At 63.4% G+C, this 13,975-nt stretch carries 15 protein-coding genes; 13 read left to right on the top strand and 2 right to left on the bottom strand.

What is annotated here, in order from left to right:
* Window positions 1-46: 46 nt before the first annotated feature.
* Window positions 47-859 carry a helix-turn-helix domain-containing protein gene (locus BMZ79_RS16545; protein WP_090641778.1) on the bottom strand — a complete coding sequence of 271 codons (813 nt, stop codon included), beginning with the start codon at window positions 857-859 and terminating at the stop codon, window positions 47-49.
* A gap of 157 nt (window positions 860-1,016) precedes the next feature.
* On the opposite strand from BMZ79_RS16545, the gene BMZ79_RS16540 reads away from it, so the two are divergent.
* The 11 genes from BMZ79_RS16540 to BMZ79_RS16490 all read left to right on the top strand — a co-directional run bounded on the left by BMZ79_RS16540 (window position 1,017) and on the right by BMZ79_RS16490 (window position 12,618).
* Window positions 1,017-1,826: a phytanoyl-CoA dioxygenase family protein gene (locus BMZ79_RS16540; protein WP_090641777.1), complete on the top strand. Its 810-nt coding sequence runs from the start codon at window positions 1,017-1,019 to the stop codon at window positions 1,824-1,826.
* A gap of 206 nt (window positions 1,827-2,032) precedes the next feature.
* Entirely contained in the window at window positions 2,033-2,779 is a 747-nt protein-coding gene (locus BMZ79_RS16535) for a phytanoyl-CoA dioxygenase family protein (protein ID WP_090641775.1), read from the top strand.
* Between the two features lie 162 nt (window positions 2,780-2,941).
* Window positions 2,942-3,793, top strand: coding sequence for a helix-turn-helix domain-containing protein (locus BMZ79_RS16530; RefSeq protein ID WP_090641774.1), 852 nt, complete (start codon window positions 2,942-2,944; stop codon window positions 3,791-3,793).
* Between the two features lie 239 nt (window positions 3,794-4,032).
* On the top strand, window positions 4,033-5,124 hold the full coding sequence (locus BMZ79_RS16525) for a metallophosphoesterase (RefSeq protein WP_256252785.1): 1,092 nt from the start codon (window positions 4,033-4,035) through the stop codon (window positions 5,122-5,124).
* 270 nt (window positions 5,125-5,394) lie between these two features.
* Window positions 5,395-7,704, top strand: a complete 2,310-nt coding sequence (locus tag BMZ79_RS16520; RefSeq protein ID WP_090641772.1) for a poly(ethylene terephthalate) hydrolase family protein — start codon at window positions 5,395-5,397, stop codon at window positions 7,702-7,704.
* A 69-nt stretch (window positions 7,705-7,773) separates the two neighbouring features.
* A complete protein-coding gene (locus BMZ79_RS16515) occupies window positions 7,774-8,205 on the top strand; it encodes an RbsD/FucU family protein (RefSeq protein ID WP_090641771.1) in 432 nt (143 codons plus the stop codon).
* A 113-nt stretch (window positions 8,206-8,318) separates the two neighbouring features.
* On the top strand, window positions 8,319-8,678 hold the full coding sequence (locus BMZ79_RS16510; RefSeq protein ID WP_143088972.1) for a hypothetical protein: 360 nt from the start codon (window positions 8,319-8,321) through the stop codon (window positions 8,676-8,678).
* Window positions 8,679-8,827: 149 nt separating this feature from the next.
* Entirely contained in the window at window positions 8,828-11,014 is a 2,187-nt protein-coding gene (locus BMZ79_RS16505; RefSeq protein ID WP_090641768.1) for an alpha-galactosidase, read from the top strand.
* A gap of 114 nt (window positions 11,015-11,128) precedes the next feature.
* Complete coding sequence (locus BMZ79_RS16500) at window positions 11,129-11,518, top strand: phage holin family protein (protein ID WP_090641766.1); 390 nt, start codon at window positions 11,129-11,131, stop codon at window positions 11,516-11,518.
* Between the two features lie 145 nt (window positions 11,519-11,663).
* Window positions 11,664-12,083 carry a YhjD family protein gene (locus BMZ79_RS16495; RefSeq protein WP_090641765.1) on the top strand — a complete coding sequence of 140 codons (420 nt, stop codon included), beginning with the start codon at window positions 11,664-11,666 and terminating at the stop codon, window positions 12,081-12,083.
* A 196-nt stretch (window positions 12,084-12,279) separates the two neighbouring features.
* Complete coding sequence (locus tag BMZ79_RS16490; RefSeq protein WP_371263728.1) at window positions 12,280-12,618, top strand: cupredoxin domain-containing protein; 339 nt, start codon at window positions 12,280-12,282, stop codon at window positions 12,616-12,618.
* A 62-nt stretch (window positions 12,619-12,680) separates the two neighbouring features.
* Here the strand turns inward: BMZ79_RS16490 and BMZ79_RS16485 are convergent, their stop codons facing one another.
* A complete protein-coding gene (locus BMZ79_RS16485; RefSeq protein ID WP_090641762.1) occupies window positions 12,681-12,938 on the bottom strand; it encodes a hypothetical protein in 258 nt (85 codons plus the stop codon).
* 110 nt (window positions 12,939-13,048) lie between these two features.
* Here BMZ79_RS16485 and BMZ79_RS16480 point away from each other — a divergent pair, with 110 nt between their 5' ends.
* Entirely contained in the window at window positions 13,049-13,336 is a 288-nt protein-coding gene (locus BMZ79_RS16480) for a Dabb family protein (protein ID WP_090641760.1), read from the top strand.
* 147 nt (window positions 13,337-13,483) lie between these two features.
* Window positions 13,484-13,909 (top strand): DUF86 domain-containing protein, encoded by a 426-nt coding sequence (locus tag BMZ79_RS16475; protein WP_090641758.1) that lies wholly within the window; start codon window positions 13,484-13,486, stop codon window positions 13,907-13,909.
* Window positions 13,910-13,975 lie beyond the last annotated feature (66 nt).

The raw sequence follows: 13,975 nt of genomic DNA, 5'->3' as shown, positions 1-13,975 counted from the left end.
TCCGGGCCAAGGGAAATCCCTTGGCCGGCGAGGCGCTCTTTTTCGCTTACGTGTGATCCTGCTGCTTGTACGTGCGCGGGTTGACGCCGAACCGTTTGCGGAATTGACTCAGGAAGTGGTTGTAGTTCTGGAACCCGACCTCGGCCGCGACCTCCGCCGCCTGGCGCCCGGAATGCTCGAGCAGCACCGCCGCCTGGCGGATCCGCATGCCGTTCAGCGAATCGATGATCGACGAGCCGGTCGAGGCCTTGTACAGATGGGCCAGCCGGGATGCCGACAAGCCGACCTCCCGGGCCAAGTCCTCGATCCGCACCGCCTCGCGCATGCGGGCGACGAGCAGATGCTGCACTTCCTCGATCCGCGGGTCGAACGGCTTCGAGAGACGCCGGGCGAGCAGCAGGATGACTTCGCGGATGGCGTTCTCGGACAGCTCGCCCCAATACGCGCCCCGTTCGATGGCGTCCGCCAAAATCCGGTCGAACGCCGAGCGGACGCGCCGGCGAGCGGATTCGTTGTCCATCGCGTGCACGATCAGCTTGTCGCCGGGGAGCAGGCTCGTCTCCGTAATGCGCGGGGTAAAATGCGCCCACATGAAGTGCCACCGGCCGCCCTTGCGCGTGCCGTACTGGTGGGGCACGCCGGGCTGCATCAGCGTGACGTCCCCGGCCTGGCAGAATCGTTCGATTCCGTCGATCTCGAAGCAACCGCTTCCGTCGATCGTGTACGTCATCAGCCAATCGCCCATGCCCTCCGGCCGCCGGATGGCGTACGAGTCGGGATGATTGAAATGTCCGGCGATCACGGCGTATTCGCCCTGTTCCTTGATGACGGACGGCGGATGAATCCGTTTGGCGCTCATGCTCCTTCTCCTTTCGACCGAAAACCAGATTACTGCCATTATAGCAGGATCGATGGAGTTTTTAGCATGATTGTTACTTCAGCTTCGCCGCCGGCGGGACTACAATGAAGGCAAGGGAAGCGCATCGCTTCGAGATCAGGTATGGAGGGATAGGGCAATGGCCAACGCACTGCGGGCGCTGACGGAAGAGCAGAAGCGCCGCTTCGACACGGAAGGCTATTTGATCGTGAAAGGTCTGTTCGCGCCGGAGGACCTGGCGGAAATCACGGAAACGTTCGATAAGCTGAGCCACGAGACGATTCCCGGCTATTTCGAGCCGGACTTGAAGGGCGACGCCGCCGATCCGCTCAAGCGGTACCCGCGCGTCATGCATCCGCACCGCTACAACGAAACGGCGAAGAAATTCATGCTGCATCCGCCGGTCATGGCGGTGCTCGCCGACCTGTACGGCGAAGAAGCCTACGCGGCGCAAAGCATGTTCTATTACAAGCCGCCGGGTTCGAGAGGACAGGCGCTGCACCAGGATAATTTCTACCTGAAGGTGGAGCCGGGCAACTGCATCGCGGCCTGGACGTCGGTCGATCCGGCGTACGAGGAGAACGGCGGGCTGCTCGTCGTGCCGAAGACGCAGGCGCACGAGATCTCCTGCCCGGAGGAAGCGGATACGCGGGAATCGTTCACGAGCCATTACGTGAAGCCGCCGAAGGACGGCGTCGTCATGCCGGTCGTCATGGACAAGGGGGACGTGCTCTTCTTCAACGGCAACCTCATTCACGGTTCGTACCGCAACAAGACGAAGGACCGGTTCCGCCGCGCCTTCATCTGCCATTACGCCAATGCGTCCGCGACCGCGATCAACGTCCACTACAATCCGCTGTACAAGGCCGACGGCACGGAGCTCGTGCTCGAGGGCAATCCCGACGGCGGTCCGTGCGGCGTGGAGGTCGGCGAGTTTACGTACCACTGAGTCCGCTTCGATAATCTCCGCGTCGCTTCGGCGTTCGCGAACGGCCGCAGCCGGCCCGGCTGCGGTTTTTCGGCCATCCGAAAATAAGCATACTTTATCGGTGAAGATGTAAAGCGCTTCCGCCGCGATCGCGCGATAATGAAGCCATACCGTTACGGCATCGCCGTAGCATCGCGGGCAAACCGCAATCCAGGGAGGCGGAACATATGTCAAACCTCGCAAACCGCAAATTGACGCAGGCGGACGTGGACCATTACGACGCGCAGGGCTATGCGCTGTACCGGAATCAGCTGTTCGATGCCGAGAAGCAGGCGGAGCTGTCCGCGATCTTCGAAGAGCAGTGGGAAACGGTGGGGCGCCGGCTCAACAGCGAGCTCGACACGCCGCATTTTCGCGACGAACGGCTGCTGAAGTTTCTGCTGGCCGACGAAGTGCTCGACCTCGTCGAACCGATTTTGGGACCGAACATCGGGCTCTGGTCCAGCCATTTCATCTGCAAGGAGCCGCTGATCGGCAAGCAGACCCCATGGCACGAGGATTCCGCGTACTGGAAGGGCCGGCTCGACCGCTTCGACAAGATCGCCACCGTCTGGCTCGCCATCGACCGCAGCACGAAGGAGAACGGCTGCATGCGCGTCATTCCGGGCACGCACAAGAACGGATTTTCCGATTACGAGGCCGTCAGCGAAGACGAGAATATTTTCGCCACGCAGATCAAAAATATCGACGAATCGCGGGCGGTCTATTTCGAGCTGGAGCCCGGCGAGTGCTCCATTCACGATTCCCGCATCATCCACGGCGCGACGCCGAACAAGAGCCCGTACCGCCGCTGCGGCTATACGATGCGGTATTTCTCCACGGAGGCGAAGGTTCTTCCCGAGAAAAACCCGGGCTTCAAAATTTGGTTGGCCCGAGGAAAAGACGTCGCCGGCAATCCGTTCGTCAACGCCTGAAACGGCGGATGCGGACAACGGCGCGGGCGGCGAAAAAACGGCTTCCCTGCCAACCGCTACATCGCTTACTATGGAAGGACAACGCCTATCCTGCGGCGGTTGGGCGAACATCGGACGATGCGCCCCGCGGACAATACGGCACGGACGAAGGAGGCGTGAGGCATGCAGGCATACGTCGGACCCGAAAGGCTGATGAACGAGAGCTACATGACGCTGTCCGCGCCCGTCCGGCTGTTCCGGCATCACGTCGACGGCCGCATCGACACGCATTGGCATGAATTTTTCGAAATGGGGTTCGTGGTCGCGGGCAGCGGCACGCACGTCCTGAACGGCGTCCCTTCGCGCCTCGCGCGCGGCTCGGCGTTTCTGCTGACGCCGGCCGACTTCCACAGCCTGGAGCCGGATCCCGGCGAGACGCTGCGGCTGTACGATCTCATCTTCACCGACCGGGGCATCCGGGAACCGCTGCTGGCGCTGCTGTTCGGCCAGGGCGGCGGTCATGCCGCGGATTACGGTCCGGAGGAGACGGAGGCGGCGGAGCGGGAGTTCGCGCTGATCTGGGAGGAGTCCGCCGATCGCAAGGCGGGCGGCGACCTGCTCGTGCAGGGCAGCGTCGAACGGCTGCTCGTCGGACTGTCCCGGCGCAGCCGGGCGCGGCAGGAAGGCGGCGGCCTTCAGGGCGGCGACGGGCCGGTGGCGCCGGCCGTCCGCAAGGCGCTCATCCATATCCAGCATCATTTCCGCGACCCGCTGCCGCTCGAGGAAGCCGCCGCCAGCTGCGGCCTGTCGCCGAACTATTTCAGCGAATGCTTCCGCAAGGCGACGGGCGTCACCTTCCAGACGTACGTCCAGGAATTGCGGCTGCGGTTCGCCAAGTCGCTGCTGATGACGACGCGGCTGCCCGTGACGGAGATTTGCTTCGCCTCCGGCTTCGGCACGCTGCCGCATTTCGAACGCGCCTTCAAGAAGCGGTTCGGTTCTACGCCCCGGGCTTGCCGCGCGGAGACGCGGTGACCGGGGCGGGGCGCGGACACGCGAATAGCCTTTCCGGCTGCCGGCCGGCTGCACGCAGGACGCAGCCGGCTTTTTTGCGCGCGCGTCGCATTTCCGTCCCCGACTCGCTATACTAATAGAATAGGCCGTCTGATAGACGGAATCGATAGTTTCGAGCGAATCGGAAGGGTGTGAAGCGGGCGATGCGCCACTTGCCGGCAAGGGTCAGAAGAATGCTAATGCTGCTGCTGTTCGTAGGATTGCAACTATACGCGGGTTGGCACGCGCAGCTGTATATCGGGGAGCTGACGGGCGCGTCCGGGCTGGCGTACGGCTTGACGTTCTGGCCCGCGTATCTCGTCCTCGCGTTCGGCTATCTGCTCGCCAGGCTGCTGCGCCGCCGGCTGCCGGCATTCGCCGCGCTCGGCTTGAAATGGGCCGGGTCGTATTGGATCGCGGCCTTCCAATACAGCGTCCTGCTGCTGCCTTTCGCGGATCTGGCCGCTTGGCCGCTGCGCGCGTTCGGGGTCTCGAACGCCGGCGCGATCCTCTATATCGGAAGCGCCGTGACGCTGCTTCTGCTCGGAATCCTGCTGCTCGGCTCGCGCAACGCGTGGTCGCCGGTCGTGAGGGAATACGCGGTCACGGTTCCGAAACCGGGCGGCGCCTTGAAGGAGCTTCGCATCGCGGCGGCGTCCGATCTTCACCTCGGCACGACGGTCGGCCGCCGCCACTTGGAGCGGCTCGTCCGGCGCATCAACGGGCTGCGGCCGGACGTGGCGCTGCTCGTCGGCGACGTGCTGGACGACGACGTCGAGCCGTTCGTGCGGCGCGACGACGGCAGCCGGCTGGCGCAAATCCGGACGGCGTACGGCACGTACGCGGTGCTCGGCAACCACGAATATTACGGCGGCGGCATCGACACGTACATTGAAACGATGCGCGGGTTCGGCATTCCCGTGCTGCTCGACGAGACCGTCTCGATCGCCGGCAGCTTCCACCTGATCGGCCGCAAGGACAAGACCGACCGCGAACGGGCATCCGTCGCGGAGCTGACGGCAAGGCTGGACGACGGCAAGCCGCGCATCCTCATGGACCATCAGCCGGCGGCGATCCGGGAAATCGCCGACGCGGGCATCGACGTGTCGTTCCACGGCCACACGCACCGCGGCCAGATGGCCCCGAACCATTGGATCACGCGGCGGATCTTCGAGCTGGACTGGGGGTACAAGGCGTTCGGCGCGCTGCACGCGTTCGTGTCCTGCGGCTTCGGCACGTGGGGACCGCCGATCCGGATCGGAAGCCGAAGCGAAATCTTGTGCGTCACCGTCCGGTTCGATTCCCAAGCGTGACAACAACTGCGTCTTGGTCGCGGCCGGGAACCGTCGTATAATCGAAGAATGCGAGATTCGCGCGCCGGCGCGATCGAATGGATGCGCCGCGCGTTCGTTTGGTTCCAAGCGATGGCATAGATGCGGTGCGATTGAATAGATTCGAAGCGGATCACTAGATTCAAAGCGAATAAACCGGCCAAAGATTGCTATAGATTCCGCGCGTTTCGATTAACAGGGCTATTCCGGCCATAAAAACGACAAGCCTGGACGACGAGGAGCTGAGCGCAGATGGAACTCGAACTGAATACGCCGCTCGCGCCGCTGCCGCTTCCGCCGGGGCGGGATCCGGCCATGAAGCGGATCTGGGCCTGGCTGCTGCGCCGCGGCCGGGCGACGCTCCGCTTCGATACGCCGATCTGGCGCGCGGCCGTCGCGGGCCTATGGCTCGCCCTCAGCGCGGTGCTCGTCGCGACGGCGCTCGGCATGCCGACGGGCATCGGCATGGTCTTCGACGCCGCGGTCGCGGTGCTGCTCGGCACCGTCGGCATGGCGGCCGCGGGCTTGGCGATCGCGTACCTGCTGTCGCTCGCGTACGCGCCGATTCCGCGGTTGACGGCGGGGGCGCTCGCCTTTGCCGCGTTCGCCCTCTGGTTCGTCGGGGACAAAGCGAACCTCGGCGACTGGATGTCGGTCGTGCTCGCCGCCATCGTCGCGGGCATCGGGCTCGCCGGCGGCCTCTTCATCGGCGCGCTGGCCAGCGAGCGGGTGCCGATGGCGCTCAAGGCGGCGCTGATCGTCGCGATCACGCTGTCGGGCCTGACCTTCGACAGCTGGCCGTTCAACGTGTACGGCGACGTGCCGGCGGACGCGCAGCTGATCGCGGGCGAACCGGACGTCGCGCGGCTCGCGGCGGACAACCCGGCCGCGGACGGAACGTACGCCGTGAAGACGTTCGCGTACGGCAGCGGCACGGATGCGAAGCGGAGCGAATTCGGCTCGGGCGCCGCGCTCAAGTCGGACACGGTCGACGCTTCGGCGTACATTCACCGCTGGAAGTGGCTGCGCAGCCTGTTCTGGGGCTTCGACGAGACGAAGCTTCCCCTGAACGGGCGGGTCTGGATGCCGGAGGGCGGCGGACCGTTCCCGCTCGTGCTCATCGTGCACGGCAACCACCTGATGGAGCAGTTCTCGGACGACGGCTACGCGTACTTGGGCGAGATGCTGGCGAGCCGCGGCTTCATCGCGGTCTCGGTCGACGAGAACTTCCTCAATTATTCCTTCTGGGGCAACATCCCCGACAACGACATGAAGGTGCGGGCGTGGATCCTGCTCAAGCATCTGCAGCAAATCGAAGCGTTCGATCGGCAGGCGGACAGCCCGTTCTACGGACGGGTCGACTTAAACCGGGTTGCGCTGATCGGCCATTCCCGCGGGGGCCAAGCGGTCGCGATGGCCGCGGACCGCGGCAAGTGGTTCGCCGCGGACAAGACGCTCGCAAGCTTGCACGCCGTCCATATTCAGGCCGTCGTCGCCATCGCGCCGACCGATACGACGGTCGACAAGCAGAAGGCGCAGCTGAAGAATACGTACTACTTGTCCCTTCAAGGCGCGAGCGACGGCGACGTCGATACGTTCGGCGGCGAGCGCCAATACATCCGGTCGAGCTTCTCGCCGGGCTCGGACCGGTTCAAAGCGACGCTCTACATCGGCGAGGCGAATCACAGCCGGTTCAACACGAGCTGGGGGACGATGGACGACAGCCTGCCGGGCGGCCTGCTGCTGCGGAAGGACGAAATGATGGACGCGGACGACCAGCGCCAGGTCGCGAAGGTATACGTCTCGGCCTTCCTCGAGACGGCGCTGCACGACAGCGGGGATTACCGGCGGCTGTTCCAGGATTACCGCGCGGGCGAAGCGTGGCTGCCGCAGGCGACGTACTTGAACCGCTACGAGGACGGCAGCTTCGTGGCGCTGGCGCGCATCGACGAGGATTACGACAAGGCGAAGCTGACGAACGGGGTCACGGCGTCGGCGGAGCGCCTGCGGTGGTCCGAAGCCGCGGCCGAGGACCGGGACGGCAACGACAAAGGCACGCGCGGCGCGGTGCTGGAATGGAAGCAGGGGGACGGCAGTTACGCGCTGCGGCTGCCGGCGACGTTCGACGCGCTGCATGCCGGGGGCGAGCCGCAGGAGTTCGTCTTCAACATGACGAATCTGGAGAGGGACCTGCCCGGCTTCGACGGGGACGGCGCCAAGAACGGCGGCACGGGCATCCCGCTGCCGGAGATCGAGGTCGAGTTCGAAAGCCGCAACGGCGCGGCCGTGCGCATGCCGCTCTCCGCGTTCAAGGCCGTTACGCCGCTGCCGTACACGCACTTCACTTTGTTTCCGTGGATGGAGAAGCGCGTGATGAACGGCAAGTACAAGGATCCGACGGAGCCCGTGTTCCAGACGTACAGCCTGCCGCTCGAACGGTTCCGGGCCGGCAATCCCGCGTTCGAGCCCGAGCATCTGTCGCGGGCGACGTTCTACTTCACGAGCGACCGGGGCAAGGTGATGCTGGACGACATCGGGATCGCCGACGCGCCGTCCCCTTGACGCTTCGGGCAAGAAGCCGGCGGCGCGGGCTACCCTCGCGTACGCCACTTCCGACAGGAGGCATTTGATATGCTGTTGGGCATTCCCAAGATCATTTCGCCCGATTTGCTGAAAATCATGATGGAAATGGGCCATGGCGACGAGCTCGTGCTGGCCGACGCGAATTTCCCGGCCGCGAGCCACGCGCGGCGGCTCGTCCGCTGCGACGGACATGCCATACCGGAGCTGCTGGACGCCGTGCTGCGGCTCTATCCGCTCGATCAGTACGTGGACAAGCCCGCGTCGCTCATGGAGGTCGTGCCCGGCGACAAGGCCGAGACCCCGATCTGGGGGGCGTACGGGCGAATCGTCCGGGAGCGGACCGGGCTGGAGGCGCCGTTCGAGAAGCTGGAGCGCTTCGCGTTCTACGAACGGGCGCGAGGCGCGTACGCCATCGTCGCCACGGGCGAAGGGGCGCAATACGCGAATCTGATTTTGAAGAAAGGCGTCATTTTTCCTTGACTCGCGCGCCGGTATCCGGCCGTTCCCGAATCGTCTCGGGGACGGCTGGATTTTTTTGCGGACGGATTGGCAAAACTATGCCGAATACGGAATCGTTGGAGGCGGTGCGCCCCATGAAGGAAAGGTCGTTCGGCCACCGGCCGGTCTTCATGATGCTGACGCTGTCCGTCGGACTGTCCGCCCATGTCATCGTGCTTCCGGCCGTGCTCGACGTCAGCGCCCGCGATGCCCGGCTATGCGGGCTACTGGCTTTCGCCATCGTCATCCCTTGGCTGACCGTCTTCCTGTACGGCAGCGTCAAACGGACGAACGTCGACTTGAGGATCGCGTTCGGCGTCACGGCCGCGATCCGGCTGCTGTCGTTCAAAGGACTTCCGAAGGGAGGAATGCAGGATGACCGAACGCCGCAATCCGCGGGCGCCTGGATGCGAAGGTCGAGTCCGTCCAGAAATACGCCGGCGTTTTTGAGTTGAAATAGGGGGCATCCGTCCTACAAACCTCCATAGGTTGGCTTCAAGCGTCCATGTCCTGCGGAGCTTGTTCCACCTATACTTGTAGACGACTGACGTAATGGATTGCCGTTCGTACAGCATCGTTTATTCCATAGGGAGGATGTTCCGCCATGCCGATCGCCTTTCACGCCGAGAGCGGCCTGTTCCACTTGCAGACGCGCTCGATGAGCTACATGTTCCAATCGCTCCGGGGCTACCCGGCCCACGTCTACTGGGGACGCAAGCTGGGCGAAGCCGCCGCGGGCCGGCTGCTGCAGCGCGTCGAGCGCGCTTCGTTCAGCCCGAACCCCGTGCCGGAGGACCGCTCCATCTCGCTCGATACGCTGCCGCAGGAATATCCGGGCTACGGCTCGAGCGACTTCCGCAATCCGGCTTACGCCGTCCAGCTGCCGAACGGCACGACCGTGACGGAGCTGCTGTACGTCTCGCACGAGATCGCGGCCGGCAAACCTTCGCTCGAAGGACTGCCCGCCGTGTACGCCGAGCGGGCGGACGAAGCGGAGACATTGACCGTCCGTTTGGAGGACAAGCAGACCGGCCTGAAGGCGGAGCTGTCCTATACCGTCTTCGAAGCGTTCGACGCGGTCGTCCGTTCGGCGCGCATCGTGAACGCCGGCGCCGAGGCGGTGCAGCTGACGCGCGCGTTCAGCTTCAGCGTCGACCTGCCGCACGACCGCTTCGAGCTGCTGCAGCTGTCCGGCTCTTGGACGCGGGAACGCTACATTCACAAGCGCGCGCTGACGCCGGGCGTCCAAGCGATCGAAAGCCGCCGCGGCTCCAGCAGCCATAACAACAACCCGTTCTTCGCGCTGCTCGCCGAAGGGGCGACGGAAGACCACGGCGACGTCTACGGCTTCAGCCTCGTCTACAGCGGCAGCTTCGCCGGCGGCGTCGAGGTGGATCAATTCCATACGGCGCGCGCCTATATGGGCATCAATCCGTTCGATTTCTCGTGGCGCCTGGAAGCGGGCGAGTCGTTCCAAACGCCGGAGGCGGTGCTGGTCTTCTCGCACGAAGGGCTCGGGGCCATGTCCCGGACCTACCACGAATTGTACCGGACGCGGCTGTGCCGGGGCGCGTTCCGCGACGCGGTCCGTCCGATCCTGGTCAACAACTGGGAAGCGACCTACTTCGATTTCAACGCGGACAAGATCGAAGCGATCGCCGAGGCGGGCAGCGCGCTCGGGATCGAGTTGTTCGTGCTCGACGACGGCTGGTTCGGCCGCCGCGACAGCGACAACAGCTCGCTCGGCGATTGGGTCGTCGACAAGAAGAAGCTGCCGAACGGGCTCGAGGATCTGGCGGAGCGCGTGCGCAGCCACGGCCTTGAATTCGGCCTCTGGTTCGAACCCGAGATGGTCTCGCCGGACAGCGACCTGTACCGCGCGCATCCGGATTGGTGCCTCCACGTGCCGGGGCGCCGCCGGTCCGAAGGCCGCCAGCAGCTCATTCTCGACCTGTCGCGCGCGGACGTGCAGGATTACATCGTCGAAGCGGTCGGCGGCATCCTGCGCAGCGCGCCGATTACGTACGTCAAGTGGGACATGAACCGCAACATGTCCGAGATCGGCTCGGCGCTGCTGCCGCCGAACCGCCAGCGCGAAACGGCGCACCGCTACATGCTCGGCTTGTACGGCGTGCTCGAGCGCATCACGTCGGCGTTCCCGAACGTGCTGTTCGAGAGCTGCTCCGGCGGAGGCGGCCGGTTCGACCCCGGCATGCTCTACTACATGCCGCAGACATGGACGAGCGATAATTCCGACGCGATCAGCCGGCTCAAGATCCAATACGGCACGAGCATCGTCTATCCCGTCAGCGCCATGGGCGCGCACGTGTCCGCCGTGCCGAACCATCAAGTCGGCCGCCTGACCCCGCTCAAGACGCGCGGCGACGTCGCGATGTCCGGCAACTTCGGCTACGAGCTGGACTTGACGAAGTTCACGGACGAGGAGAAGGAAGAAGTGAAGCGCCAGGTCGCGCTCGTGAAGGACGTGCGGGGGCTTGTGCAGTACGGCAGCTTCTTCCGCCTGCTCAGCCCGTTCGAGGGCAACGAGACGGCGTGGATGTTCGTCTCGCCGGACAAGCGCGAAGCGCTGGTCGTGCACGTGACCGTGCTGAACGAATCGCACGCGCCGCTCGGCCGTCTCAAGCTGAAGGGGCTCGACCCGGATTTCCGCTACGAATGGCTCGGCACGGACGAGATCGTCGGCGGCGACGAGCTGATGTACGCCGGCGTGGCCAAAGAACGGGCGCACGGCGACTATCACAGCGTCGTCTACCGTTTCGTCGCGAAGTAACGGGCAGCGCCCGCGCCGAAGGACGGCCCGCGCGATCGCGGCAGCGGCAGGGACAACCCGCCTCCTTGATGCATATGCTGTAGAGCAGCGTATTTGGAAAGGGGAGTGGGAAACGTGCCGCACACGCTTGCATGCAGCGCGTCCGCCGCGTTCGGCGCGCTGCTCGTCTTCTCCTTCGGCATCTGGCCGGAATCCCTCACGTTGCTGCTGGTCGCCATGGGGATCGACTACGTGACGGGCATTACCGCTGCTTTGAAAGAGAGGCGCTTGAACAGCTCGGTCGGCTCCTGGGGATTGGCTCGCAAAGGCCTCATGCTGCTTGTCATCATGCTGGCGCACCGCGTCGACATCGTGATGGAGCTGGATAATATCGCGATGGGCGGAGCGATTTATTTCTATTTGGCCAACGAGCTGATCTCCGTGACCGAGAACCTGGGACGGATCGGCCTGCCGATGCCGGACCGGCTCCGGCAGCTGATCGAAGTGCTCAAAAATAAAAAATAAGCCGCGCATAGCGCGCATTCGCCTAGGCCATCCTGAATCGGGACGGCCTTTCTTTTTTCGAAGCCCGGCCGCGTTGCGGATTCGGCATCCGTCTGCTATAATGGGAACAAATGTTCGCGTTAGCGCGATGTATGGAGGGACACCTATGGCGCTGGATACGGAGCCGCGGCCGGCGGAGGCGGGCGGGAAGGCGGAGGAGGGCGCTCCCCGGATGCTGCTCGGCAAGGAGATGGAGCTCGTCAAGCGGTACGCGCTGCTCGGCATCGTGAACGCGATTCTGGAGCACGACATCCGGATCGTCGGCGCGGCGAAGACGAAGCTGCCGCGGCTGTACGAATCGATGATGCGCGGGCTGCAGGACCGCGTGCTGCTCGAGCTCGCCGGCATCCGCAGGCAGTTCAAGGCGAGCGGGATCGTCGGTTTCGGCGAGAAGCGGACGAAGGAATCGCTGACGGCCAGCTACCGGTGCATGGGCTACCAACGGTCGTTTTCGATGCCGTGGACGTTCGTGAAGGCGGAAGCGGAGCGAGTGCTTCGGGGGTATTTGGAGAAGCGGGGCGTATAGGGCGAAGACGGTTAATATTGTCAAAAAACGTTCATCGATTTGTCAAAAAAAGAAAAAAGTTTGACGCGCGGATTAGTTTAAGGTTGAGAATAACGGACGATCTTAGGTAATATAAGGAGTAGACATTTGATGAAAAGGGGAGCAAGTGACAATGCATAAGTGGATTATGTTCGTCGTTTTCGCAGCGGCTTGCGTTTTGGGCGTTGTTCTTCTTACGACCCAGCTTCCGGACAAGCCCGTTGACGAAGCGGCTTCGCTGCCGCCGGGCGAATCGCTGCTGAAGGTGGAAGCTTCGCAGGACTTCGTCTTCGACCAAAAGGAGTACCACGTCAAGAAGGGCGATAAAGTGAAGCTGGAGCTCGTGAACAAAAGCGGCATTCACGGTCTTGCCATTCCGGATCTCGGCATCGAATTGGCAGGCGACAAGCTGTCGCAGGAAGTCACCTTCGATAAAGCGGGCACGTTCGAAATGCACTGCGCGGTCATGTGCGGCGTGGGCCATGCGAATATGAAATCCGTGCTCATCGTCGAATAAGCAAACAAAAGGAGCCCGAAGCGGCTCCTTTTTTAACATCCGGGCATGCGGCACAGCCGCGTTCAATCGTACGAGCGCCGGCGGCTGCGGCCTCTTGCGACGGCCCGGTCGCAGATATAGCCGAGCAGCGCCCAGGAAGCGACCGTCAGGACGTACATCAGATACACGTTGACCGCATGAATGTCGACGATCATGTCCGCGATCCAGGCGGGGACGCTGAACATGAAGAAGACCATATTATGCGGATCGTACCCCGTGGAATTGTACAGGCATAACGCGACGCCGATGAGCGTGGCCGCGATCGTAACCGGATAACGCATGAGCTGCCTCTCCTTTGCTGGAAGATTGCCGAGTCCCGGCACCTTGCGTTATTATGTGACGAAAGGGTGCAGCGCATCCCCACCACAATTTATGAAGGAGCGAACTGATCATGATTACGCATATCGTACTGTTCAAACTGAAGGACGGCAGCCCGGAGAGCGTGGCGCGGACGGTCCAGGTGCTGAAGAACATGGAAGGCAAGATCGACGAGCTTCGTTCCATCGAAGTCGGCACCGACGTGCTGCATTCCGAGCGTTCGTACCATATCGCGCTCGTGACGACGTTCGACTCGATGGAAGCGCTGAACGCGTACCAGGTGCACCCGGTCCATCAAAACGTCATCGCGCATATGAGCGAAGTCCGCGAAGCTTCCGCGAGCGTGGATTACGAAACCTAGGGACGGGGCATAACGAATGGGTGACGTATTCGAAATGATGACGTACCTGATCGTCGTCATCGTCAGTTTGATCGTGATGACGGTCTGGCTCAAGCGCAAGGCGCGCAAAAACAAACGGTCTTAACCGGAATTCGAGGTACCAGAACCATGTATTATGTGAATCGCGAACAAATCGCGGTGCGTCTCGCGGCGCTGCCCGATGTGGGCGAGGCGCTCCGCGCGCTCCGCTCGGAGTGGAACGGCGGCCTGATTCAAGGCTTGGCGCAGGAACGCGCGCTGTACTTGGCGATCGAGATCGTCACCGACGTCGGGAGCTATCTGATCGACGGCTTCATCATGCGCGACGCCAGCAGCTACGAGGATATCGTGACGGTCATCGCGGGCGAAGGCGTGTTTCCGGAAACGCTGACCGCGCGGCTGCTCGAGCTCGTGCAACTGCGCCGTCCGCTCGCGCAGGACTATTTCGACTGGAAGCGGGCGGAGCTTCATTCGTTCGCGGCGGAGCTGCCGGACACGCTGGCGGCGTTCAAGCAGGCCGTGGAAGCCTACTTGCTCCGAGAGCTGGGCGAGTAACCCGGGACGGCCGGCGTCGATTTACGAATCGGCCGAAATGGGGTACAATGACCTCAAACGCAGCAG

It is taken from the genome of Paenibacillus sp. UNC496MF (assembly GCF_900113915.1).
Taxonomy (GTDB): domain Bacteria; phylum Bacillota; class Bacilli; order Paenibacillales; family Paenibacillaceae; genus Paenibacillus_Z; species Paenibacillus_Z artemisiicola.
Note: the sequence above shows the minus strand (reverse complement) of the source record. Positions and strands in the feature narration are given on the sequence as shown.